Annotated in this window: 19 protein-coding genes; 8 read left to right on the top strand and 11 right to left on the bottom strand. The window is 66.7% G+C overall.

Going from position 1 to position 24,890, the window contains the following annotated elements; all coding sequences use genetic code 11:
* Positions 1–5 precede the first annotated feature (5 nt).
* The 3 genes from DU475_RS03970 to DU475_RS03960 are packed head-to-tail and all read right to left on the bottom strand — an operon-like array spanning position 6 to position 5,384.
* Complete coding sequence (locus tag DU475_RS03970; protein ID WP_013501193.1) at positions 6–1,613, bottom strand: hypothetical protein; 1,608 nt, start codon at positions 1,611–1,613, stop codon at positions 6–8.
* An 8-nt stretch (positions 1,614–1,621) separates the two neighbouring features.
* Complete coding sequence (gene flgK, locus DU475_RS03965) at positions 1,622–3,493, bottom strand: flagellar hook-associated protein FlgK (RefSeq protein WP_047308633.1); 1,872 nt, start codon at positions 3,491–3,493, stop codon at positions 1,622–1,624.
* A 40-nt stretch (positions 3,494–3,533) separates the two neighbouring features.
* A complete protein-coding gene (locus DU475_RS03960; RefSeq protein WP_047308632.1) occupies positions 3,534–5,384 on the bottom strand; it encodes a flagellar hook protein FlgE in 1,851 nt (616 codons plus the stop codon).
* 358 nt (positions 5,385–5,742) lie between these two features.
* Here DU475_RS03960 and DU475_RS03955 point away from each other — a divergent pair, with 358 nt between their 5' ends.
* On the top strand, positions 5,743–9,900 hold the full coding sequence (locus DU475_RS03955) for an ATP-binding protein (protein WP_246700235.1): 4,158 nt from the start codon (positions 5,743–5,745) through the stop codon (positions 9,898–9,900).
* A 182-nt stretch (positions 9,901–10,082) separates the two neighbouring features.
* Positions 10,083–10,355, top strand: a complete 273-nt coding sequence (locus tag DU475_RS03950; protein ID WP_164630815.1) for a hypothetical protein — start codon at positions 10,083–10,085, stop codon at positions 10,353–10,355.
* A gap of 49 nt (positions 10,356–10,404) precedes the next feature.
* Here DU475_RS03950 and DU475_RS03945 read toward each other — a convergent pair whose 3' ends face one another.
* From DU475_RS03945 to DU475_RS03935, 3 genes are all read right to left on the bottom strand, one after another.
* Complete coding sequence (locus tag DU475_RS03945) at positions 10,405–11,898, bottom strand: glycosyltransferase family 39 protein (RefSeq protein WP_164630813.1); 1,494 nt, start codon at positions 11,896–11,898, stop codon at positions 10,405–10,407.
* A gap of 157 nt (positions 11,899–12,055) precedes the next feature.
* Entirely contained in the window at positions 12,056–12,553 is a 498-nt protein-coding gene (gene msrB, locus DU475_RS03940; protein ID WP_013501188.1) for a peptide-methionine (R)-S-oxide reductase MsrB, read from the bottom strand.
* Positions 12,554–12,706: 153 nt separating this feature from the next.
* Positions 12,707–14,167 carry an NAD(P)/FAD-dependent oxidoreductase gene (locus DU475_RS03935; RefSeq protein ID WP_164630811.1) on the bottom strand — a complete coding sequence of 487 codons (1,461 nt, stop codon included), beginning with the start codon at positions 14,165–14,167 and terminating at the stop codon, positions 12,707–12,709.
* 142 nt (positions 14,168–14,309) lie between these two features.
* Between DU475_RS03935 and DU475_RS03930 the strand changes: the two genes are divergently transcribed.
* The gene (locus DU475_RS03930; protein WP_047308629.1) at positions 14,310–14,840 is read left to right on the top strand and encodes a SixA phosphatase family protein; all 531 of its coding nucleotides are present in this window, start codon (positions 14,310–14,312) and stop codon (positions 14,838–14,840) included.
* A 45-nt stretch (positions 14,841–14,885) separates the two neighbouring features.
* Positions 14,886–15,317 (top strand): universal stress protein, encoded by a 432-nt coding sequence (locus DU475_RS03925; RefSeq protein WP_047308639.1) that lies wholly within the window; start codon positions 14,886–14,888, stop codon positions 15,315–15,317.
* Positions 15,318–15,342: 25 nt separating this feature from the next.
* Here the strand turns inward: DU475_RS03925 and DU475_RS03920 are convergent, their stop codons facing one another.
* Positions 15,343–15,972, bottom strand: a complete 630-nt coding sequence (locus tag DU475_RS03920) for a hypothetical protein (RefSeq protein WP_164630808.1) — start codon at positions 15,970–15,972, stop codon at positions 15,343–15,345.
* 118 nt (positions 15,973–16,090) lie between these two features.
* Here DU475_RS03920 and DU475_RS03915 point away from each other — a divergent pair, with 118 nt between their 5' ends.
* The gene (locus DU475_RS03915) at positions 16,091–16,531 is read left to right on the top strand and encodes a hypothetical protein (RefSeq protein WP_013501183.1); all 441 of its coding nucleotides are present in this window, start codon (positions 16,091–16,093) and stop codon (positions 16,529–16,531) included.
* A 97-nt stretch (positions 16,532–16,628) separates the two neighbouring features.
* Here the strand turns inward: DU475_RS03915 and DU475_RS03910 are convergent, their stop codons facing one another.
* On the bottom strand, positions 16,629–17,135 hold the full coding sequence (locus tag DU475_RS03910) for a YciE/YciF ferroxidase family protein (RefSeq protein WP_013501182.1): 507 nt from the start codon (positions 17,133–17,135) through the stop codon (positions 16,629–16,631).
* Between the two features lie 395 nt (positions 17,136–17,530).
* On the opposite strand from DU475_RS03910, the gene DU475_RS03905 reads away from it, so the two are divergent.
* Together DU475_RS03905 and DU475_RS03900 are read left to right on the top strand one after the other, a co-directional pair.
* The gene (locus tag DU475_RS03905) at positions 17,531–18,604 is read left to right on the top strand and encodes a putative bifunctional lysylphosphatidylglycerol flippase/synthetase (RefSeq protein WP_013501180.1); all 1,074 of its coding nucleotides are present in this window, start codon (positions 17,531–17,533) and stop codon (positions 18,602–18,604) included.
* Between the two features lie 94 nt (positions 18,605–18,698).
* Complete coding sequence (locus DU475_RS03900) at positions 18,699–20,738, top strand: SGNH/GDSL hydrolase family protein (protein ID WP_164630807.1); 2,040 nt, start codon at positions 18,699–18,701, stop codon at positions 20,736–20,738.
* A 162-nt stretch (positions 20,739–20,900) separates the two neighbouring features.
* Here the strand turns inward: DU475_RS03900 and DU475_RS03895 are convergent, their stop codons facing one another.
* The 3 genes from DU475_RS03895 to DU475_RS03885 all read right to left on the bottom strand — a co-directional run bounded on the left by DU475_RS03895 (position 20,901) and on the right by DU475_RS03885 (position 24,269).
* Positions 20,901–21,575 (bottom strand): DUF2147 domain-containing protein, encoded by a 675-nt coding sequence (locus DU475_RS03895; RefSeq protein WP_047308628.1) that lies wholly within the window; start codon positions 21,573–21,575, stop codon positions 20,901–20,903.
* Positions 21,576–21,664: 89 nt separating this feature from the next.
* Positions 21,665–22,936: an O-antigen ligase family protein gene (locus tag DU475_RS03890; RefSeq protein ID WP_164630805.1), complete on the bottom strand. Its 1,272-nt coding sequence runs from the start codon at positions 22,934–22,936 to the stop codon at positions 21,665–21,667.
* A gap of 7 nt (positions 22,937–22,943) precedes the next feature.
* On the bottom strand, positions 22,944–24,269 hold the full coding sequence (locus DU475_RS03885) for a glycosyltransferase family 4 protein (RefSeq protein WP_164630803.1): 1,326 nt from the start codon (positions 24,267–24,269) through the stop codon (positions 22,944–22,946).
* Between the two features lie 166 nt (positions 24,270–24,435).
* On the opposite strand from DU475_RS03885, the gene DU475_RS03880 reads away from it, so the two are divergent.
* The coding region (locus tag DU475_RS03880) for a glycosyltransferase family 2 protein (RefSeq protein ID WP_164630801.1) at positions 24,436–24,890 on the top strand (455 nt) is incomplete at its 3' end.

Raw genomic sequence — 24,890 nt, 5'->3', positions numbered from 1 at the left:
ATTAACTAGAGGAACTTGACGAGGCTGAGCTGATAGAGTTGCGACGTCGTCTGATACGACGCCTGCAATGCGGTCTGCAGCGCCAGGATCTTGGTCGCGACCTCGTCGTTGTTGATGCCCTCGATCGAACTCAGCATGGTCTGCGCCAGCGCCTTGCCCTGGACCTGCCGATTGCTGGTCGCCTTGATCGAAGCCTGGGCGCCGGCCAGTTCGGCCTGCATGTTCTGGATCGACTGCTCGCCCGGCACCACCGCGAGATTGGCGGCGACGCGCTGGTTCAACCCCGCGATCTTTCCGGAGCTGTAGGGATCGGTCGCCGACGTCGTGACGGCCGCGAACACCGCCACGGTCTGCAATTGCTTGCGCAGCGCCTGTTCGTCGGCGCGGGCGCCGTATTGCACCGTGATGGCGTCGTCGATCTTGGCGACCGCCGTTCCACGCGCTGGATCGCTCGCGGAGTCCGGTTCGCCATTGTACCAGAAGATGGTATTGGCCTTGGTGCCTGCGACCTGCGAGGTGGCGGCGCCGAACGGCGCGGTGCCGGCGACCCGCAGCGGCGGGGTGTTGCTGAAGAAGTCGTCACCGGCCTTGATGGCAGAGGCCGCAGCCAGCGGCCCGTTGGCGAGCTTCTTCACCTCTGCGGTGAGCGCAGTCTGCAGATTGGTCGCGGTGACCGAGGACGACGGCGCCACCGGCGGCACCGCCGTCGGCGAGCCCTGATCGATCGCGAAACAGCCGTCCGGCAGCGGGGTCTTCGACGACGCCGTCAGGGTGATGGTCTCCTGCGTCCCGTCCGGCATGTCGAAGGTGAACTTCACCACGTCGCCGTCGTTCGGGATCACGCCGTTGAGGTCGACCGTCATCGCCTTCGGATTCGGCGCAGCCGGCGGCGTGGTCGGCGGCGTCTCGGTCGGCTGTGTCACCACCGCGCCACTGATCGTGGTCGAGATCGCGTTCAGCTTCATCCCGAACGGCGACGGTCCGATCGGATCGGGGAGCGCATACGGGTTGGCGGCGAAATCCTCGCCGATCTGCACCGCGGTCGCCGTCGCACCGGCCGACACGATGGTCCGGCCCATGCCGTCGGTGCCGACGTCGGCGTCGTGGCGCTCCCTGACCACCTGTTTCAGACCGGCGATCGCGGCCCCGTCACCGTCCATGATCTTGTCGGCGGCCGTCACCGGAGCGGTGTCGGTGACCCGTCCGCCGAACAGATAGCGGTCGCCGACCTGCGCGTTCAGCATGTCGACGGAATCGAAGAAGTCGAGCGCCGCGGTCCGCTGTCCCGGGGTCTGGCCGGTGTTGTCGAGTGTCGAACCGGCACTGACCGCCGCGCCCTTCACCTCACTGCTGATCTCGGCCATCCGCTGCAGCGACAGATTCGCCACGCTGATGCGGGTGGTAATATTGGTCATCGTGTCGCTGTAGCTGGCGATATTGGCCATCTGAGCGCGCAGGCCGATCGCCAGACTGCGCCCGGTCCCGACGCCGGCATAGTCGTTCGAAATCCGCCCGCTCGAGAGTTGCTGAGTCAAGGTCTCGAGCTGGCTGCGGAGATTGAGGATCCCGGTTCCGATGTAGGAAGTACGCCCGCTTACGCCGTCGATCGCCATGGCTCGCCTCAAATCGCCTGCATCAGGGACTGGTACATCTGATTGATGGTCGACATCACCCGCGCGTTCGCCGCGTAGGCGTTCTGCAGCGACAGCAGATGCGCCATCTCCTCGTCCATATTGACGCCGGAGGACGCCGAGAACTTCTGCTGCAAGGTGTTGAGCACCACGTTCTGCCCCTCCGACAATTGCTTGGCGGCGGCCGCGTTGGAGCCCTGCTGACTGACGAACTGCTGGAGGTAGCTCTGGAGCGACCCCTTGAACGGCGCGGTGTCGGAGCCGATGCCGGTGGCAGCCGAATAGTAGTACTTACTATTCATCATCTGCTTGATCATGAAGTCCGGGCGGGCGGTGTCGCCGGCGGCGGTCGCCGGCGAGGTCGAATAGACCACCAGCTTGGAATTGTCCTTCACGAGGTCGGCATTGACCGAGATCCGCTGCGCGTAGCCGGTCATCTGATTGCCGGCGACGTTGATCGATCCGGAATAGGGAGAGCCGTTGTCGTTGAACAGCGGCACCTCGACGCTGCCGCCGGCCAGCCCGGTCACCGTCGTCGTCACCGAGGCCGAATTCACCGTCGAGAAGCCGGCGTTGTCGAGCACGTTGATGTTCGGCGAAGTGCCGGTGAACTGCAGGTTGCGGCCGTAGAGCGCGGCGTTGAGCTGAGACTCCACCGAGCCGGACACACCGGAGAAGTCGATGCCGACGACGTAGTCGTTGGGATCGTTGGTCGCGGTCTGCGGCAGAGGCAGCAGCCTGGGATCGTCCACCCGAACGACGGTGACGGTGTGTTGTAGTCCGGTGGCGACGTCGGTGTAGGCGATATTGATGGTATTGCCGCTCTTCATGCCCGAGAGATCGAGCGCGAACCCGGCCGAGGCGCCGGACGTCACCGGCGTGCCGGCGGTGGTCTTGTCCGACAGCGAGCTGGACAGCGTGGCGGCGAACTGGTCGAGCTGGGTCTGCGCCGTCACCAGCGTGTTGTCGCGCAGCTCGATATAGGCGGCCATCTTGCCGGACTTCAGCGAGCTGGTGATATCGATCGTCGAGCCGCTGGCATAGCTCACCGTAACCGAGCCGAGCTCGCTGAGCATGCTGTTCGACGACCAGGTGGTCCCCGGATTGACCGTCCCCTGCGCGTCGAACGACAGCGTGGCCGCTTCCATGCCGGCGAGCTGCACACCGGACCCGGTGAACACCGAGACCTGGTTGGCGCCGTTGGTCACGATCCGGATATCCATCAGTTGCGAGAGCTGATTGATCGCCTGATCGCGCTGGTCCAGCAGCGCCGCAGTCGCTGCGTCGGTCGACGTGCCGCCCTGCGGATTGGTCCGGATCTGGGTGTTGATGGTGGCGATCTGTTTCAGCAGATTGTTCGCCGTTCCGACAGCGTCGGTCAGCCCGGCCTCGCAGCCGGAGCGCAGCGTCTGGATGCCGTTCGACATCGCGTTCAAACCGGCCGCCAGCGCCTGGGCCGCGTTCAGCACCCCGATCCGCGCCGACGTGCTGTCGGGGCTGGTCGCCAGCGCCTGCATCGCCGTGGTCAGGCCGTTGAACGAACTTTCCAGCGTGCCGGTGGAGTTCGGGTCGCCGAACAACCCCTGAAGCTGACCGAGAAAATCGGATCGGAGCGACGCATAGGAGGCGCCCGAGATCTCGGTGCGAAGCTGCGCCAGCACGTAGTCGTCGAGCTGGCGGTTGATGCCGTTGACCTGGACCCCGGTCCCGGTCTGGCCGGAGACGGTGACGCCCTGGTTGACGGTCTTGCGGACGTAGCCGGGGGTCTCCGCGTTGGCGACGTTCGACGACACCAGCGACATCGAGGCCTGGTTCACGCGCAGGCCGGCCATTGCGATCGAAAGTGCGTCTCCGAGACTCATGACTGGCTACCCGGGTTCGAGGTCGACGCCGCGCGACCGCTCAACGCATCACGTTGAGCAGGTCCTGCACCATGGTGTTGGCGGTGGTGATGACTTTGGTGTTGGCCGAGTACGCCTGCTGGGTGACGATCAGCTTGGTGAACTCGTCGGCGATGTCGGTGTTGGAGGACTCCAGCGACGCGCCCGAGATGCTGCCGCCCTTGCCGAACAGCGCCTCGCCGGACTCGTTGGTGGTTTCGAACGCACCGCCGTCGATGCGCTTCAGGAAATTGGCGCCGTTGAAGGTGGCCACGCTGACCTCGGCGAGATCGATATTCCTGCCGTTCGAATAGGAGCCGACGACGCGACCTTGGTTGCTGACCGAAACACTCACCAATTGGCCGGCGGCGTAGCCGTCCTGCTTCAACTGGTTGACCTGCACGTTGCCGTTGCTGTCGGAGAACTGGGTCAGACCGCCTGTGCCGATCGCCATCGTCAGGTTGCCGAGGCTGATGCCGTTCACCGTGACGCCCGGCAGAGTGACCTGGCCGACCACCGGCTGCATCTGGCCGGTGCTGCCGAAGGTGAAGTTGGTGCCGACGTTCACCCAGGCGACGTCCGATCCGGTCGCATTGGGATTGGTCTGATAGAACAGGTTCCAGGTGTCGGTGCCGCCGACCGCCGCCGACGCGACCTTGGCCCAGCGGAACTGCAGGCTGACCGGAGCGCCGTTGCCGTCGTAGGCCGTCAGCGCACCGCCGGCGATCGACTCGTCCAGGAAGGTCTGGTTGTCCGAGCCGATCACCACGCCAGTGCCCGCCGTGCCGCCGCCGCCGCGAAGCGCGGTGATGGTTCCGGTGAAGCCGAGCGCATTCCATGCGGTCGAACTCGACGACGACAATTGAATGTCGTTGGCGAGGCCGCTGTTGATGGTGACGACGCCGCTCGCGACGTTGGACAGGTTCGGCGCGGCGTTGCCGGTCAGACCGTCGATCGCCGCCAGCAGGGTGGAGATGCTGCCGCCATTGAGATCGACATAGGCGGTATCGGGAGCCGAACCGGCGCTGCCGCCGGCGCTGGAATCGTAGAACGCGACGGTCTTGTCGGTGGTGACGCCGCCCGTCGTCGTCTTCACCGTGATGGTATCGCTCGCGGTGAAGCCGGCCTGCAGCGAGTCGGTGCCGCTGGCGGACTTCAGCAGGGTGGCGCCGGTCACTGCCACAGCGGGGGTTTGGAAGTTGGTCCGCGCGGAGCCGAGAATGCTGGTGTTTGTATAGGGAGCCGCAGGCGTGCCAAGTGGCCGCGGATTGGACACGAAATCGGCCGGGCGCAGCAATTCAGAGCCGACCACCGACTTGTTGGCCTTGGTCGTGAGCGGATAGCTGGCGAGGTTGGCGCGATAGTCGATCTTGGTGGTCGCCTGCGACGGAAGGAAGTCGTTCTGGAATTTCAGAATTTGCGGCACGCTGCCGGCCGGGTTGCCGGTACTCGGATCGATCGGCACGCCCTGCAGATAATAGCCGGCGCCGTTCACCAGATAACCGTTCTTGTCGAGCGAGAAGTCGCCGCGGCGGGTGTAGTTGTTGACGCCTGCAAAGATCGGATTGTTGTCGGTGAACGAAGCGGGCTTCTGGACGACGAAGAATCCCTCACCATTAATGGCCATGTAGGTCGACACGGCGGCCGACTGCACCGAGCCGGTCAGCGTGTTGGTCAGCCGCGATTCAGCGTTCACCGAGCCGGCGAGTTGCTGGTTGTTGCCCGTCTGCGGGATCAGATCGAGGAACGAGGTGTCGATGCGCTTGAAGGCCGTGGTCTGCGAGTTCGCGATGTTTCCGGAGATGTTCTCCAGCGCGTAGGAGTTGGCGCGCAGGCCGGCGACCGACGTGGTGAGAGCGCCGAAAATACCCATTACTGACTTCTCCCGATGCGGCCGCCCGTGGCGGCTGTTGACAGCAAAATCCAGCAACGCTTCCCGCAAGCCTCGTGCCAACGAACAAAACCGAACAATTTCAAACGATTGACCGTCACCATGGCGGCTCGTGCCAGGGCGGTTTTGCCGGGTCGGGCAACAATTGCCGGGATCGTCCGGCGAAATTCGCCCCACCTGGATGCCAAGGGAACCAAACCCGAACCGGCGCGTTTCAAACCGGGACAGCAGGGGTTGATCGGGGGATCACTTGGCTGAAGACACGCCCGGAGGGCGCTCGGGCCGCACAGATGCGGGCCAAGACAGTCTGTTTCTGGGCCGCGGCGAACTCGCGTCACTGATGCGCGCGTTCAATTGGGCGTCGACCCCGATCGGCCCGCCGGAGAACTGGCCCCAGGCGCTGAAGACCGCCGTCCGTATCATGCTGACGTCGCAGCAGCCGATCTGGATCGGCTGGGGTGCGGAGCTGACCTATCTTTACAACGATCCCTACAAGTCGATCATCGGCGGCAAGCACCCGTGGGCGCTCGGCCGCCCGACCTCGGACGTCTGGTCGGAGATCTGGCAGGACATCGCCCCCCTGCTCGCCAAGGCGACCAGCGGCCACGAGGGCACTTATGTGGAGGCCCAGCTCCTGATCATGGAGCGCAACGGCTTTCCCGAGGAGACCTACTACACCTTCTCCTACAGCCCGATTCCGACCGACGACGGCTCCCCCGGCGGCATCTTCTGCGCCAATACCGACGACACCCAGCGCGTCATCACTGCACGTCAATTGTCGCTGCTGCGCGACCTTGCTGCCAGCGCCGCCGAATCCCGCAGCGTGGCCCAGGCCTGCGAGCGCAGCGCGGTGGCGCTCGCCACCGATTCCCGCGACCTGCCGTTCGCGCTGATCTATCTCACCGCGCCCGGCGGCAGCCGCGCCGAGCTAGCCGCTTCCGCCGGAATCGATGCGAGCCACCCGGCGGTCAAGCAGACGCTGGCGCTCGCCGGCGACGAAGAACTCTGGCCGGTCGCCGAAGCCAGCCGCCTCAGCGCGCCGGTTCTGGTGCCGGATCTCGACGCCCGGTTCGGCGTCGTGTTTCCGACCGGCGGCTGGCGCCAGTCGCCGAATCGCGCGGTCGTGCTGCCGATCCCGGCAAGCGGCGACACCGGCCGCTCCGGCTTCCTGATCGCGGGGCTGAACCCGTTTCGGCTGTACGACACCGCCTATCAGGACTTTCTCGCTCTGGCGGCCGGGCAAATCTCGGCTGCGATCACAAATGCCGACGCCTATCAGGAGGAGCGCCGCCGCGCCGAAGCGCTGGCCGAGATCGACCGCGCCAAGACCGCGTTCTTCTCCAATGTCAGCCACGAGTTCCGCACGCCGCTGACGCTGATGCTGAGTCCGCTGGAAGAAGCGCTCGGCCGCGACGCCATCCCGGACGAACAGCGCTCGCTGCTCGGCGTCGCCCACCGCAACGGTCTGCGCCTGCTGAAGCTGGTCAACACCCTGCTCGATTTCGCCCGGATCGAGGCCGGCCGGGTCACCGCTCATTTCACTCCGGTCGATCTGTCGTCGTTCACGGCCGAACTGGCGTCGAATTTCCGTTCCGCGCTCGACCGCGCCGGCCTGCGCCTGGTGATCGATGCGCCGCCGCTGCCGCAGCCGGTCCATGTCGACCGCGACATGTGGGAAAAGATCGTCCTCAACCTGCTGTCGAACGCTTTCAAGTTCACCTTCGACGGCGAGATTGCGATCAGCGTCCGCGCCGCTGCCGACGGCCGCCACGCGGTCGTCGAGGTCCGAGACACCGGCACCGGCATCCCGCCCACCGAGATTCCGCATCTGTTCGAGCGGTTCCGCCGGGTCGAGGGCGCGCGCGGCCGCTCGATCGAAGGCAGCGGCATCGGGCTCGCACTGGTGCAGGAATTGATCAAGCTGCACAGCGGCTCGATCAGCGTCGACAGCGAGATCGGCCGCGGCTCGATCTTCCGCGTCACGCTGCCATTCGGCGCCGCCCACCTTCCGGCCGACCGCCCCCGTCACGCCGCGCTGCAGGTCTCGACCAATGTCCGCGCCCAGGCCTATCTCGACGAGGCGATCGGCTGGCTCGGCGACGGCCGCAGCGATGATCTGCCGGCAGCCTCCGGGGCGCAGGATCTCGGATTCGTCACCGCCCCGGCAGCCGATCGGCCGCACATCCTGCTCGCCGACGACAATCACGACATGCGCGACTACGTCGCCCGGCTGCTCGGCGACGCCTATATGGTCGAAGCAGTCGGCGACGGCGCTGCGGCGCTCGAGGCCGTTAAGCAGCGCCGGCCGGATCTGGTGCTCAGCGACGTGATGATGCCGCGGCTCGACGGTCTCGGCCTGCTGAGAGCACTGCGCAGCGACCCGGCGCTCGCCGACCTGCCGGTGATCTTCCTGTCCGCGCGCGCCGGAGAGGAGGCCCGGCTGGAGGGATTGGAGGCAGGCGCCGACGACTATCTCAGCAAGCCGTTCAGCGCCCGTGAACTGCTCACGCGGGTCCGCGCCAATCTCGACACCGCCGCGCTGCGGCGGACCGCGCTGCGCACCGAGTACGCGCTGCGCCAGGAGGCGCAGGCGGCCCGCAAGCAAGCGGAGGGCATTCTGGCGTCGATCAGCGACGGTTTCATCGCGCTCGACGAGGAGTACCGCTTCACTTACGTCAATGCCGCCGCTGAGCGGCTGATCCGGAGCAGCGCCGGCGAGCTGATCGGCAAGGTGTGTTGGGACGTCTACCCGATGCTGCTCGGGACCGAAATCGAGCGAGCCTATCGCCGCGCCATGATCGAGCGCGTCGCTTGCGAGTTCGAAAGCTACGATCCGCCGAGCAGGCGCTGGTTCGAATTGCGGGTGACGCCGGCCAACGGCAACAGCATTTCGGTGTACTTTCGCGACGTCACCGAGCAGAAGAAAGCCGAGGCGGCGCTGCGCGACATCAACGAACAGCTCGAGGAGCAGGTGGCGGAGCGCACCGCCGAGCTGCAGCAGAAGGAGGCGCGACTCCGCACCATCTTCGCCGCGAGCTACACCTATCAGGCGTTGCTCGACATCGACGGCGTGGTGCTCGACGCCAATCGCACCTCGCTGGCCGGCATCGGCACCGAGCCCGACGCGGTCATCGGCAAACCGGTATGGGACACCCCGTGGTTCGCCGCCACGCCAGGCATGGCGGAGCAGATCCGCAGCGACGTCGCTGCCGTCGCGTCCGGCAATCCGGTCCGGCGCGAACTTCACATCAACTTGCCGGTCGGCGGCTGGCGCTGGTTCGATTACCAGATGCGCCCGGTACACGATCCGCAAGGCAAGGTGATCGCGATCGTTCCCGAGGCGGTCGACATCACGGAGCGGCGCAAGGCCGAAGAAGCGTTCCGGCAGGCGCAGAAGATGGAGGCGATCGGCCAGCTCACCGGAGGGGTCGCCCATGACTTCAACAACATGCTGACGGTGATCCGTTCGTCGGCGGATCTCCTGCGCCGGCGCGAGCTTCCACCGGAGCGGATTCGCCGCTACGTCGATGCGATCTCCGACACCGCCGATCGCGCCGCCAAGCTGACCGGCCAGCTTCTCACCTTCGCGCGCCGCCACGCGCAGAACCGCGAAGTATTCGATGCGGCCGCACATCTCGAGCAAATCGCCGACATGCTGCGGACGGCGCTGGGCTCGCGCGCGGCGTTCCATCTCGACATCACCGAGCGCCCGTTGCCGGTCGAGGCCGACCCCAATCAGTTCGATGCGGCGCTGGTCAATCTGCTGGCCAATGCGCGCGACGCGATGGACGGCCACGGCAGGCTCACAGTGTCGCTGATCCGGTCTGCGCCGACGCCGCAAGAGACCGCAGCCGGACATGGCGGCTTCGTTGCGGTGTCGATCGCCGACACCGGCTGCGGCATTCCGCGCGAGCAGATCGAACGAATCTTCGAGCCGTTTTTCACCACCAAGGACATCGGTCGCGGCACCGGGCTCGGATTGTCGCAGGTCTACGGTTTCGTGCAGCAATCAGGCGGCAGCATCCACGTCGACAGCGACATCGGACGCGGCACCACCATCACGCTGCGGTTGCCGCTGAGCGACAAGCCGGTCCAACGCCGCAACGGAACCGGCAGCGACGCCGTCGACGGCCGGCAGCGCGGCTGCATCCTGGTCGTCGAGGACAACACGGAGGTCGGCGAATTCTCCACGCAACTGCTGCAGGATCTCGGCTACCAGACGGTGCTGGCCTCGTCCGGCGAGCAGGCGCTGGCGCTGCTCGGCGATAACGCCCGCAGGTTCGATCTGGTGCTCAGCGATGTCGCGATGCCGGGGATGGACGGGGTGACGCTCGGCCGTGAGATCAAGAAGCGATTGCCGGAACTGCCGGTCGTCCTGAACTCCGGCTACGCCCACATGCTCGCCGAGGAGGACCACGGCTTCGAGCTGCTGCACAAGCCATATTCGGTCGAGGATCTGTCGAAAATCCTTCGCAAGGCGATGGCCGAACGGGCCTGATCGGCGGGCTGCGGCGGGCAATTGCGCGGCGGACGCTGCGTTCGCGTCAATGTGATCGCCGGCTCAGGAACGTTGGGCTATCGCATTGAGCCAGATCATTTCTCCCGACATTCGGGCGTGGCATCGAGGCCCTCATTCCGGCCCGAGCATGTTTGTCCGCGAGCGTTGCCCAAGAGCGTACCATGACCGAGATCGAGATCGCCCAGCGGGTGCTGTCCTGCCTGCACCAAACCGAATCGGCGGAACCGCGTTCCGCAGTGTCGACGCTGAAGGGATTGATCAGCTACATCCACGGCGCCGGCAACGTTCACTCCTGCGAGGTCGACGAGGCCCGCTCATCGACCTTCATGGCGATCTGCGAATACGCCAAGGCCCTGCATCGCGGTTTGCCCGCCGATGGGCTGCGTCCGGCAGCGATCGACGCCGCCGAAAAATGGCGGGCGCTGGCGGGCTGACGCGCCGGGCAAATCTGATCCCCGCCATTCCGAAACGTTTTCCGAGACGCTACCTGCCACACGCTTTGGGTGCGACGAACCGGTAGTAGTACTCTTTTGTCTTGCCGTTGCGGGTGCGCAGCACCGGCACGTCGATGCGTTTCTCCTCGGACATCGCCCGGCCCGGATAGGCGGCCGCGAATTGCGCCGGCACCTGTGGCAGTGTGTAGACCAGCACGGCGCCCCTGTCGTCGAACTTACGCTGATCGAACCAGCGCGTCGCCGGGATGAAGTGGATGGTGGTGGAGTCGGCGTCGGGACCGGCGGCGATGCCGATGCCGTACACCGTCTGGCGGTCGCCGAGGAAATAGCCCGGGCCGCAGGTGTACTGGCTGCGCCAATCGTCGAGTATCAGGCGTGCCGCATCGGCGGTCGGCTCCTGCAGCCCGCTGTGCGAGGCCGGCCCGAGGTAGGCGATCGCCGCTGCGGCGGTAAGCACCGCGTACAGCCCCGCCAGCGTCCAGCCGGTCTGCCGCTCGCAGGTCTTTCGGCGCGGCTCGTTCCAGCGCAGCAGCGGCGCCAGCGCCGGCACCGCCAGCAGCGAGAACGGCGCGCCATAGCGGGCGATGTATTCCAGCCCGAGCACGAGGATCAGGCCGAGCAGAATCAGCAGCATCGCGACGTTGACGATCACGATGAACTTCAGATCGTCGCTTGCGTCCGCGAACCGCGGTACCCGCACCGTGATCATGCGCCGCGCGCTCGACACCACGACGATCACCGCGCCCGGCAGCAGCAGCAGCAGGTAGCCGGCCGCCAACAGTCCGACCCGTCGGGCGCTGTCACTGAACGAGCCGAACCCGGTGAAGTGGCGTTCGCCATAAGCCAGGGTGCTGCCGAACTTCAGCGCGGTGATGACGTGCGGCAGCAGCAGCAGCGTGGCGATCAGCGCCGCCACATACAATCCTGGCCGAGCCAGGCAGCGCCGGAACGACGGCACTGCGACGAGGCCGATCGCCATCGCCAGAAACAGCACCGCGGCGTTGTACTTGGTCAGCGCCGCGACCGCCGCCCAGATCCCGAGCAGGATCCAATGCGACCAGCGGTCGCTCTGCCGCGCGCGCAGGAAGTGATAGATCACCGCCGGCCACGAGGTGAGCTGCAGGATATCGGCGTTGAGCGCCCAGGACAGCGGCGCCGACACCGCATAGAACGAGGTGCCGGCAAGCACGATCAGATAGATCGCCATCGTGCGTTCGACCAGCAGCCGCAGGATCGCGTAGAGATACGCGAACCCGATCACCATCAGCACCTGATTGGCGGCGACGATCGCGGTACCGGACGGACCGAACAGGCGGTCGACCAAGCCGCCGGCCCACACCATCATCGGCGGATGCACCGGCGTGATCAGCGGGAAGTGGCGCCCCCACGCGACCAGTTCACGGGTGTCGTAGAGCGGCGTCGGAAATACGATCGCTGCGAGAACAACCGGCAGAACGATCGCCGCCGCGAGAATGGCCAGCAGGCTACGGGAGCCCCCCGGCTGCGACACCACAGGTTGCATCAGGGCCGGCCGCCACATTTCCGAATGTTAATGTGCCCGGGATATGCGGGAGCGACGCTCGGATTGTCAACCGAAGGCCGGCGACTTCCCCACGCCAGCCGCAGTGTTTGAGACGCGGAAGCAAGTCTTTCACGCGATTGTCGCGACCCGTTGCGCGTCAGCTCGGGTTCGGCGTCGCCGGGTGGAAGGTCAGCGCGAAGCCGTCCATACAATAGCGCAGCCCGGTCGGCTTCGGTCCGTCATCGAACACATGACCGAGATGGCCGCCGCAGCGGCGGCAGTGCACCTCGGTCCGCGTCATCCCCAGCGTGGTATCCGTACGCTCCCCTACTGCATTCGGCAGCGGCTGCCAGAAGCTCGGCCAGCCGGTGCCGCTGTCGAACTTGGTATCGGACGAGAACAGCGGTAGATCGCAACCGGCGCAGGCGAAGGTGCCCTTGCGGTGCTCCTTGAGCAGCGGGCTGGAGAACGGCCGCTCGGTGCCCTCCTCGCGCAGGATGTGATACTGCATCGGCGTGAGTTGCTTGCGCCATTCCTCCGGCGTCTTTTCGATCTCGAACTTCTCGGCCGCGCGGGCGGCGTCCGGCCGCAGCCAGCGGAAGCCGAAGAAGGCGGCAAGGGCGGCGGAAGCGAGCAGCATGCGGCGATCGATCATGGTGGTGTTCCCTGCGTGACGGGCGCGGGCGCCCCGACGGCACTGCCGTCAGATACGAACCGGCCGCGTCTCAGGTTACACCGGCAGTCCTTTCGCCCGCTCACATTGTCGCGAGATGGCCGCGTCGCGACATGGCGGCGCCGCTGCCGGGAGTTATTCGCCCGATGGCGGCGGGACCGGACGGCGCGACGGCGCGTTCGGGGGCGCGGCATTCGCAGATTCGGCAGCCCGCAACAGCGCCACCCGGGCCCGCCGCTCCTCCCGCTTGGCCTCGGCGCGGGTGTCCCGGATCCGGGTCCGGGCGGCGGCGCGCTCGCGATAGCGCGCCAGCGCGCCGGCTGCGAGTGCGCTCTCCCGGGTGACGAAATACACCCCCTGCCCGACGATGCGACCGATGGTGCCGCCGGCCCACACCAGATCGAACGGAGAAAACAGCTTCCAGCGCTCGTCGTTATCGGTCAGCCCCCGGGCGATCAGCCGTCCGGCAATCGCTGTGGCGGCAAGCCCCTGACGGCCGAAACCGCTTGCAACCCAAAGACCGGGGCGCAGCTCGCCGATCTGAGGCATGCCGTGCACCGTCATCCCCACCGCCGCACTGAAGCAGTGCGCGATCTCGACCTCGCCGAGCTGCGGGAACACCGCGCGCATCCGACGCCGGACGATCCCCGCCAGCCGCTGCGGTGCGACCTCGAAAGTGGTCTCGCCGCTCGCCCACATCAGGCGGTCGCCGCCGACGATGCGGTAGTGATCGACACCATCGGTGTCGGCGATCGATCCGGCGAACGCGATCGCCTCGGCAAGGCGTTCGCCGAGCGGCGCGGTCAGCGCCGCTGCGCGCCACACCGGCAGCAATGTTTCAGTCACCCGCCGCGACGGCGCACCGAGATGAACGCTGCCGGCGAGCACGATGTCGGAAGCGCGCAGCCGGGCGTGTGGGGTGAAGATCCGCTTGCGGATGCCGGAGAAGTCGATGCCGACCGCCGGAGTTTCCTCGAAGATCCGCACGCCCGCCTGCCGCGCCAGCCGCTCCAGCCCGTGCAAATAACAACGGCCGTCGAGCTGGAACGCGGTCGGGTAGTGGATGCCGTGGAAATAGCGGTCGGTCCGCAGCACGTCGCGGACCTTGTCGATCGCCCAGCCCTCGACCTCCGAACCGAAGTCGACGCCGAGCGTCTGCAATCGCTCGACCAGGCGGTCGCCGAGATCCACGTTGGAGACTTCCAGCGCGCCGGCCGACAGCGCGATGCCGGGCATCGCGTCTTCCGTGGCACGGGCGCGGACGATCTCCATGCCTTCGCGCGACAACGCCCACAGCGCACTGGCGTGCGCGAGGCCGACGCGCGCGATCAGGTCTGCGATCGGCACGCCGTAGCCCGGCATCACCGTGCCGAGATGATGCCCCGAGGCTCCGCCGCCGATCCGCCCGCTCTCCAGCACGGCGACGCTGAGGCCGGCCTGCGCGGCCTCCAGCGCGACCGACAGACCGGCGAGGCCGGCGCCGATCACGCACAGATCGACATCGAGATCGAAGGTCAGCCGCGCGTGCGGTTCCGCACCGGGGTCGGGAGCGAAACCACCCGGTCCATTGGTCGCACTTGTCGGGAGCAAATCCATGCCGTTTCCTAAAGAGCGCATCCGCAAGCGAGGGGCCGATTTTGCGAGATACGCGTTCAATACGGACAGCACGGACGGTTGTCACCTTGTCCTGTCCGCCCTTGCCGATTAATCCGAAAGCTCCGCCCGCTGGAAAGAACTCATGCGCCGCCTGATCCTGCTTCGACACGCCAAAACCGAAAGGGACGCGCCGAGCGGCAAGGACCATGACCGGCGGCTGGAGGATCGCGGCCGGAGCGATGCGGCCGAGATCGCCGCCTGGCTCGCCGCCGAGCATCTGGTGCCCGACCAGGTGCTGATCTCGACCGCGACCCGGACCCGGCAAACATGGGATGTGCTGTCCGAGCTGTTTCCGGCGAGCAGCGAACCGCAGGTCGAGTACCTGCCGGAGCTATACAGCGCGAGCGCCTCGCAACTGCTGCAAGCCATCCACGAGGTATCCGCCGGCATCAACCGGCTGATGCTGATCGGACACAATCCGGGCCTGCACGAGCTGGCGCTGGCGCTCACCTGCACCTGCAACGAGGCCGAGCGGCGGCACCTCTCCGGCAGCATGCCGACCGCTGCGGCGGTGGTGATCGACTTTCCGATCGCCGACTGGGCGGACGCCTCGTTCGGGACCGGCAAGCTGCAGCATTTCGTCAGCCCGAAAGCGTTGCGCGAGGCGAGCTGACGGAGGACGATGGCGCCGCCTGCCGCTGATCAGGAGGTTCCGGCGATGTTCAAGTCCATCCTCGTGCCGATCGATCTGGTCGATCCGGCGCTCGCCGGGCCGGCGATCACGACCGCCGCGAAGCTCGCCGACAGCTACGACGGCAAAGTCCGGCTGCTGCACGTGCTGGCGATGACCCCGGTAATGCTGGCCGAATACGTCCCGGCGGATTTCGACGATCAGCAGCGGCAATCGGCCGAAGCGGCCCTGACCGAGATCGCCCGCACCTCCGCCATCCCGCCACAGCGGCTGTCGACCAGCGTCCGCCAAGGCGGAATCTATCACGAGATCCTCGAAGAGGTCGCGGCGATCGGCGCTGATCTGATCGTGATGAGTTCGCATCGACCGGCAATGCGCAGCTACTTCCTCGGCTCCAACGCCGGCCACGTGGTGCGCTACGCGCCGTGCTCGGTGCTGGTGGTACGGGAAGGCAAATAGCCCGGCTCTCGCCCAACCGTCGCGGCTACGGCAGCAGATCCCTCGGCACGTCGTCGAACGTGTAGCGACGCGGGCGGTTGCGGCGGATGAAGCCGCCGATCTGCCAGCCGAACAACACCGCAAAGCCGGCCAGAAACAGCGCCCCGGACCACGACCCCACCGCCACCGCGCGCGCCAGCAGACCAGCGAGCGCCGCCGCGACCAGGGCGATCAGCACCAGAGCCGCAGTATGCACCGCCGGCCGCAGCCCGCCGATCAGTTCGGCGTGGCTGCCGGCGTCGCGCATCCGCCGGTGCAGCTCGAGCATGAAGGTGCGGTAGGCCTGGTCCTGAGGCGCCATCAGCGCCACCGTCTGCCAGGTGGTCGACAGAATCCGCAGCCGTGCGCCGGAGGCGTCCTCGATATCGGCGCGGTAGCGGCGCGATTGCATCGACACCGGCCGATAGCTCAGCCGCACCTTGGTGATCGTCGCATAGGGCCAGATCCCCGCCTTGGGTCCGACCCGCCAGATCAGGCCATCGTCGCCGAGCTCGAATTGCCGCGCAGCACCGATCAGCGACGCCTTGTAGGCGTAAGCCGTGCCGCGTTCGCCGTGGTCGCTGCTCGGGTCGGATCGTGACGTCACGCTGAAAGCCCCCTGCCGGTTCGCCGTCATTGCCGGAGCGCGGGCGGCGACGCAATGCGGCGTTCAGCCCACCGCGATCGAAGCGGGAACGGCAACTTGTCGGCAAAGGCCGGGTTTTCTACAATCCGGCCTCACGCCGGACCGAACCATGCCGAATACCGAAGCCACCCCATATCCCCGCCGCCTGATCCTCGCCGGCGCGCTGGTCTCCGGCCTGTTGCTGGCGCTGGCGCTTCACATGCTCGGGCAGAGCGTCGGCCTCGATCTCGGCGGGTTGTGGCGCAGCGATTCCGGCAGCTTGATGCCGGCGAGCGCCGCGCTGGCCTGGTGGCTGGTGGCGACCGGCGGCTTCGCCGGTGGTTACTTCACGGCGCGGCTGATGGACCATGCGGTCGCCGGCCAGATCCCGCCGAAGCTGCGCCAGTTCCTGATTGCGGTCGGGGTGCTGGTGCTCGCGGCCGCCGGCCGGGCCGCATCGGCGCCATCGGCGGTACCGAGCGCGGCAGGCGTGATCGCCGGCCTGGCGACCCTGCTGCTGGGCGCCGCGATGGCATTCTGCGGCGCATATTTCGCCTTGCGCAAAACCTGAGCATCGAGGCCCGGCTCGGGCAGCCGGAATCACCAAAGGCCGCCCGGAGATCCGCGCGGCCTTTGGCCTCATCGAAGCGTCACATCGCCGTCGTAACTCAACCGGCAGCCCGCAGATTGATCTGGCTCTCCGCCAGGGTGTTCAACTTCTTGTCGGTCGCCTTCTCTTCGTCCAGCGTCTTTTGCAGCACCGCTGCACAATCGTTGCGGCCGAGTAGCTTGGCCCACGAAACCAGGCTGCCGTAGCGCACGATTTCGTAGTGTTCGACCGCCTGGGCGGCGTTGATCAGCGCCGCATCGAGCACCTTCTTGTCCTCGACTTCGCCGGCGGTCTCATCGGCCTCTTCGATGATGCCGTCGATCGCCGGGCAATCGACCGCCTTGGGCTGGACACCGTGCATTTCGAAGACCTGCTCGAGCCGTTTCACGTGGCCCTTGGTCTCGTCGAAATGCGTCAGGAACCCTTGTTTCAGCATCGGATCCGAGGCTTTGTCGGCCATCTTGGGAATCGCCTTCAGAAGCTGCTTCTCGGCGTAGTAGATGTCCTGCAACTGATGCACGAACAGATCATCCATCGTCTTGATGTCTTTAGTGAAAAGTCCCATTGCCGATCCTCTCTCGTTGCGCCCGGCGGGCGCTGGGCAAGCCCTGCCGCGGCCGTCGGGGCGTTAACCAGCGACAGCGAACGTTCGTTCCGGATCAGACCGGGCAAGCCGTCGCAATGGCGCGCACCGGGCGAGGCGCCTATATGGCAGCGGGCGGCCGATATGGCGGCTCTTCGGGGCGGCCATGCAGCCGTCGACCGGCTCATTTGCGTCACGTCAAGGGCGCATCCTGCCGGTCGTCTCATCGATGTGGCGATCCGCGCGTGACAGTACGGCGGATTGCACGACGGGGTATTTATGCCCTAAGGAATTGCGCGGATGAGTAAGTCGGATGCCGGTAGCAATGTGGTGCTGCGGGCGGTGTCCGTCGCGTTGCCGCCCCGCCGGGAGGACGAATGCATCGACTGCTGAGCGCGCTGGGGCGTGGCTTCAAGACGTATATCGGCTGGAAACGGGTCGGTATCGTCGCCAGCATCCTGATTATCGGCTTCGCGATTACGTCGCTGATCCGTACCCTCAAGGGGGTCGATCACACCATCATTCTGACCGCGCTGACCGAGAAGAGCCCGACCCAGATCGGGCTGGCGGCGCTGTGCGTGGTGGGGGCGTTCTGCACCCTGACGTTCTACGACTTCTTCGCCCTGCGAACGATCGGCAAGCTGCACGTGCCGTACCGCATCGCGGCGCTGTCGTCGTTCACCTCCTACGTCATCGGTCACAATCTCGGCGCCACGGTGTTCACCGGCGGTGCGATCCGGTTCCGGATCTATTCGGACTACGGTCTGTCGGCGATCGACGTCGCCAAGATCTGCTTCATCTCCGGTCTGACGTTCTGGCTCGGCAATCTGTTCGTGCTCGGCATCGGCATGATCTGGCACCCGGCCGCGGCCAGCGCGATGGACCTGCTGCCCGACCAGATCAACCGGCTGATCGGTGTCGCCTGTCTGGCCGGCATCGCCGCCTATTTCGTCTGGCTGGCGACCGGCAAGAAGCGCCGCGAACTCGGCCAGAACGGCTGGAAGGTGGTGCTGCCGTCGGCCAAGCTGACGCTGGTGCAGGTGCTGATCGGCGTGGTCGATCTCGGGTTCTGCGCGCTGGCGATGTACCTGTTGATGCCGGCCGAGCCCTATATCGACTATGTGTCGCTGGCGGTGGTGTTCATCCTTGCGACCCTGCTCGGCTTCGCCAGTCACGCCCCCGGCAGCCTCGGCGTGTTCGACGCCGCGATGCTGGTTGCGCTGCCGATGTTCGCCCGCGAGGACATCATCGCCACGCTGCTGATCTACCGCGTGCTGTATTTCCTGCTGCCGTTCGGGATCGCGATCTCGATCATGGGGCTGCGCGAGATCTGGCTCAGCGTGATCAAGCCGTGGCAGGAGCGCCGCAACGGCAACGGTCACGCCGCAACCGCCGCTGCACCGGCGCACGCGCCGGTCGGGCAGGTGGCCCAGCGTTCGTCCAAGCTCTGACCGCGAAATTCGCTCGCCGCAGCAGCCGGGGCCCCATATTTTGGCCTCAACCGCAGCGTCATTGACCGAAATCGCTCATGGCCGCGTGTTCACGATGTCTCGTATCCGCTCACTGGCGTTGCTGCTGCTGCTGACCGGCGCGGCAGGCGCCCCGATCGCTCCCGCCCTCGCCCAGGCGCCGTTGCTCGGCGGCTCCGAGCCCGCGGCTTCCGCCCCGCCGGGCGCGGCTCAGCCGGCAGCACCGCCGATCACGGCGGTGCCGGTCACCGACGGCTCGATCCAGATCGATTGGGAGGTGCGCAACCGCTTCCGGCTGTTTCGCGAGGAGCGCGACTTCCGCGAGCAGGTCGAGGCGCTGTCCGGCCTGACGGTGCTAGCGTCCGAGCAGACCCTCGGCCGGCAGAGCGAAGGCCGCGGCTGGGCCCGCAACGTCGTCAACCGGCTGTGCATCGATCTCGCCGGCCGGGTCAACGAGCCCTGCACCCGTGACGGCGTCAAGGAAAGCTACCTCACCCCGACCGAGCATCCGGTGACGGTGCGGCTCGCCGGCGCGATCCCGGTCGGTGCGATCTGCGCCTGGACGTTCGACGACGGCGACGGTCCGCGCAACGCCACCCAGGACTGCGCCGAGCCGATCAATTTCCGCGCCCGCTACGGCAAGCCGACGATCGCCTCCGTCGACATTACCAGCGGTGCGGATGCGCCGCTGCGCGTCACCACCCAGATCATGGTGCGGGATTTCTTCATCGCCGGCCTCGGCGACTCGATCGGCTCCGGCGAAGGCAATCCGGACCGCGCCATCGCGCTGTCGGACGAGGGCTTCTGCTTCAAGTCGTATCTCGGCAGCGGCATCGGCCAGTTCTACCGGCCGAGCCGGGCCGGCTTCAAAGGCGGCCGCGCCTGCGAGGCGCCCGACACACTGGCGAACTGGCAGCGTTATTCGGCGACCTGGTTCAACGCCGCCTGCCACCGCTCGCTGTACAGCTACCAGACCCGCACCGCGCTGGCGCTCGCGGTCCGCCACCCGCACATCGCGGTCACCTATCTGCCGCTCGCCTGCACCGGCGCCACCATCACCGACGGGCTGTTCGGCTCGCAGCGCGCCCGCGAGTGCATCCGCACCAAATCCGGTACCTCGTGTCCCGGCAGCGTCGACGGCCAGCTCGGCGAACTGCGGGCCGCGCTCACCGCGGTGCACCGCCGTCAGCCGGACCGCAATCTCGACCTGGTGCTGCTGTCGATCGGCGCCAACGACATCAACTTCTCGGGCCTCGTGGCCGACGTCATCGTCGACTCGCCGACCGAGCGGGCGCTGTTCCGCCGCTCCGGCGTGATCGGCTCGGTCGAGGAATCGCGCACCGCGCTGGCCCGCACCCTGCCACGGGATTTCGCGCGGCTGCGCGAGGCGCTGAAGCCGATGGTCGGGGATCTATCGCGCGTGGTCTATGTCGCCTACGGCAACCCCGCACTATCCAATCGCGGCACGCCGTGCCCGGGCGGCCCGGCCGGCTTCGACATCCATCCCTCGTTCAACGCCGATCCGACCCGGCTCGGAGCGGTCTCCTCGTTCGTCGACAACGAATTCCTGCCGCGGCTGAAGGATCTGGCGCAATGCTCCAACGGGGTGCTGTGCCGCGATCCGTCGTCGGATCGGATGACCTTCGTCGACAGCCATCAGCGGGCCTTCGCCGATCACGGCTTCTGCGCCCGCGCCGCCACCGATCCCGAATTCGATCGCGCCTGCTTCTCGCAGAACGGCACCAGCTTCAACGCCGACATCGTCACCGCCGGCAACTCGCCGATGACCTGCGGCGCCGGCGCCAGCAACTACCGTGCTTACCTGCCGCGTGCCCGCTGGATCCGCGACGCCAACGACAGTTACTTCGCCGCGATGACCTATCCGCAGGGTCTCGCCGCAGCGATCCAGCCGGCCGACATCCATGACGCGACCTGGGGCGTGGTCTCGGCGGTGTACGGCGGCGCGATTCATCCGACCGCCGAAGGCCACGCCGCGATGGCCGACGCTGCGGTGCCGGCGGTCGAGGCGGTGCTGTCGCTGCAGCCCGGCGGCCCCGACGTGGTGAGCCAGCCGCTGCCGCCGCCGGCGGTGACGGCTCCGGCGACCACCGAGTAGAAGCGCTCAGCTTCGGATGGTTCAGACCTGAAATGATCGACTCGGGCTCCCGTGGGTCCGAGCAGGACAGCAACCAACAAAAAAGAGCGCCCTCATTCCGAGAGCGCTCTTTTTTGTTTGTTCGCCGCAATCCTCAGAAACAGACGTCGTTTGGCTTGCGCTTCACTTCGCCGGGGCCGGCGCCATTGCGCCGCCCTTCGGGGCTGGGGCCGGCGGAGCCTTGGCCTTCCCGGCCGTTCCCGGCGCGGCGGCCGGTTTGCCGGCTTGCGCCGCCTGGGTGGCGGCCTGCTCGGGCATGAACTTGGCGACGATCTCCGGATCGAGCTGCGAGATCGCAGCGTCGGGCAGCCTGAACCAGTCCTCGTCCTGGCCGAGCGCCGGCGTCATCAGATAGCCGCGCAGTGTCAGGGTCTGGCCATCGGGGCTGACCGTCAGCATCGCCTTCCACACATCGCCGTTGCGCGGATCGAGGATGTTGCCGTTCTCATAGACACGGCCCTTCCGCTTCATATCGCGGATCAGCGAGATACCGAGAATCGGCTGGTTCTTGCGGTCGTCCTCGCACTCCTCGCAGACCGTCAGGTTGGGCTGTCCGGCCTGCGGAAAGCTCTTGGCGACGACGCCCTCGTACATGTTGTTGCCGCGATCGAGCATCAGCACCCAGACCACCGGCTTGCCGCCGGGCTTGCCGGTGTCGGTGCGTTGCCACAGGCCGGCGGCGGTCGGTTCCGCGGCGACCGACGGGGCGGCCGCGGATAGCAACAGTGCGAAGGCAGCAGCAGCGGCCCGCGCGACTAATCGGATCGGTCGATGTGTAGTCGGTCGATGTGAGATCATAGCAACACCTGAAACATCGCGATGAGACCACAATATGGCGGATCGATCCGGCAATCCAGTGAGCAGAGCGCGGCGGATCGCGATCGATTTTATGACGCGGCGATGTCGAGGGGCGGGTCCGCAGCGCGTCGGGAGGGAACTCGCACCGTCGTCGCCAGCGCAGCGCCGAGGCAGATCGCCACCGGCAACCAGAACAGGATGTAGAGATAGCTGAGATCGCTCGGGAGAATCTCGTAATCGACTGAACTCGCCGCCAGAGCGGCCGCGAGCAGCGCCAGCGCGGTGACTTCTCCCGACCTGCGAAATGCCCGCCACCCGCTCGCCGTCGAAGCCACAACAACCGCTGCCAGCGCCAGAGCCGCGACGACGCCGCCGCGGACCGCTGCACACATGAAGATGTTGTGGCCGTTCATCACTTCGGTGCCGCTCGGCAAGATCACTCGGGTGTCGAAGGCAAGACCGTAGCCGAGCCACGGCTTCAACGTCACCATGTGCAGATAGACTGGCCACAGCTCGAAGCGCAGACTGTCCCTCCGCTGCACCAATTCACCCGCGAGCGGCGTGAGCAGCGCGGCAACCAGCGCGATCGCCAGCAGTGCGGCGACCGCCGCAGCGACCCGCCAATTGGCCGCGAGCAGCACTGCGACGCCGATACCGGCCAGCGCTGCCATCAGCGAACCTCGGCTGCCCGAAAGCAGCACTGCGGCCAGCAGCACCAGTGCAGAAACAAACAGCAACACAAATTGCCAGAAACGCAGCCGGCGCGTCGCCATGATCGCCACCGCACCGACACACGGCATCGCGTAGATCAGGCCGACGACGTTGGAATTGTAGTACAGGCTCAGCCCCTTGGTGCCCTCCAGCCGCATCGAGAGCATCGCGGACAGCGACCAATTGCTGAACGAGCCGATATCGCGGATCGCGGCAAAGGCCGCCACCGGCGCCAACCAGAGAAACAGCAATCTGAGAAAATCCCCATCGCGACGGCTGGCGAGATAGGTCACGATGGCGACGAACACCAACACTGCCGCAACGTAGCGCAGGTTCTTCCACAACAGCGCGCCCGAAACGCCGTCGCCGAGCAGCGAGGTGACGATGATCACCGCGAGAAACCCTGTCGAGGCGACGAACACGCCGGACTTCACGATCGGCAGGAAGTTGCGCAGCGGCAGCGCCGTGATCAGCAGCGTCGGCAGCACCAGGAACCACAGCACGGTGCGTGCCAGCCAGATGCTGTGCATCACATACATCAGGCACATCGCCAATACGAACAGCCGCTCCGGCGCTCTGACTGCCGACAGCCAGGCACGGCTCCGGTCGAACGCCGAATTCGGCGACGGATGGGCGACGGTAGTTACCATGTAACCTCTATCTGGGGTGAGTAGCAGACCCCGTCGCGGCCAGACCGCGCAACACCTCGGTGAGCCGCGTCGCCGATTGAGCCCAGGTCACCGGGCGATAGCCGGCGCGGATCGCTGCTTCGTAACGGGCAAGTTGCTCGGGCGCCGCGATCAGGTCAAGAACGGCGTCTCGCCAGGCGACGAAATCGAACGGATCGAGATGGCGCGCCAGGCCGGCACCGGCTTCCGGGAGCGACGACGCGTCGGAAGCGAGGCAGTACTTTCCGAATGCGAGGCTTTCAGACACCGGCAGCCCCCACCCCTCGTAGAACGATGGGTACAGCGTGAACAGACATTGCTGATACAGCCACGCCAGTTCGTCGTCGCCGGCGCGCGGCAGGTGCAGAATCGAGTTCGCGGTGACCGGATCATTGGCGATCTGCCACAGCAGATCGGTGCTGCCGAATCCCGGTTGGCCGACGATCACCAGCGTCGGCAGATTCGGCGTGTTCTGCTCGGTGAGCCGGCGCCAGAGGTGGTACAACAGGTCGAAATTCTTGCGCGACTGGATCGTCGAAACGCTGATCACGAAGCGTGCGGCCTGGGCGCCGGTGAGAGCCGCAGGGCGCCGCGCCGTCTGAGGCGCCGGAATATCGGCGCCGAGATGCACGATCTCGACATCGCCGCGCATCCCGCCGTGGCGCTGCGCATAACCGAGGATGTCGCGTTTGGTCGCCTCCGAAATCGACACCACCAGATCGGCTTCCTGAATCAGGAACTGTGCATAGGCATCGAACTTCGCGACGAAATCGCCGCCGGCAAAGAACTGCGGCGCCACCGCCGGGATGAAGTCCTGGCACAGCGCCGCGACCCTGGTGCCGCGCTCGCGGCGCATCCGCGCGACGGCCGCGAAATCCACCCGCGACCAGTTCTCGCCGGCGAGAAACAGCACTTCACCGAGCCCGCCCCCGCCCAGTTTCGGCAGCGGCTCGGTGTGGCTGGCTTTGCGCAGCAACGAGGCGGTCGCGCCTCGCACCGCCGTCTTGACCGCCCGCTCGACCGACTTGCCGATCGGCTTCAGGGTGGCGGCGATCCCGCTGCTCGACCTGGATTTCGGCTTGCTCGCGACCGGCTTGCCGCTCAGATCGGGCGGCGCAGCCACCGCGACGTAATCGCGCCGCAGCGGGTCGAAGCGGCAGAACCTGAGCGTTGCCGCCATTTCGGCCGACAGCGCACGGATGTAACTTTGTTCAACGCGGAGCGTGCCGTTCATCTGGCCTGAGCGCGCCCGCGCGCTGGTCGAGACGTCCATCCACAGCCAGGGCTGATCGTGCCGGTCGGCAGTCTGATCCAAGGTGCTGTCCGTCGTTTGTTGATCCGGCCGCGCCGGAAGCGCTGGGACGCGGGTCTAGCGGGTCGGAGTCCGCAGCGTCAATGCCGGCCGCTTGCATTGCCTTCTCCGGCGGAGTCTAAGTTCCTCTGCCGCCCGCGAAGGTCGGCCAGAGCGATGAGGGAATGGCGTGCCGCCGGAGCAACCCCAGGTCTCGGTGATCATGCCGGTCCGCGACGGCGAGCGTTGGCTCGCCGAGGCGATCTGCAGCATCCGGAATCAGACGCTGACCGGTCTCGAATTGCTGGTGATCGACGACGGTTCCACTGACGCCACGCCCGCTATTCTGGCCGAAGCGGCGGCCGGCGACCCGCGGATCGTCGTGCTGAAGCAGCAACGTGACGGGCTGGTGGCCGCGCTCAATCGCGGTCTGGCCGCGGCCCGCGCCCCGCTGATCGCCCGGCTCGACGCCGACGATGTCGCGCTGCCCGACCGGCTGGCGCGCCAGGTCGACTACATGGCAGCCCATCCCGACGTCGTGCTGCTCGGCGGCTGGGCGACGGTCATCGACGAGCACGGCCGGCCCAAGGGGCGAGACATGCGGCCGAGCCCGAAGAATCTGCGGACGACGCTGCTGAAGAAGAG

The sequence above is a fragment of the Rhodopseudomonas sp. WA056 genome (assembly GCF_010906995.1).
Taxonomy (GTDB): domain Bacteria; phylum Pseudomonadota; class Alphaproteobacteria; order Rhizobiales; family Xanthobacteraceae; genus Rhodopseudomonas; species Rhodopseudomonas palustris_G.
This window is presented reverse-complemented; position numbering and strand designations above follow the sequence as displayed.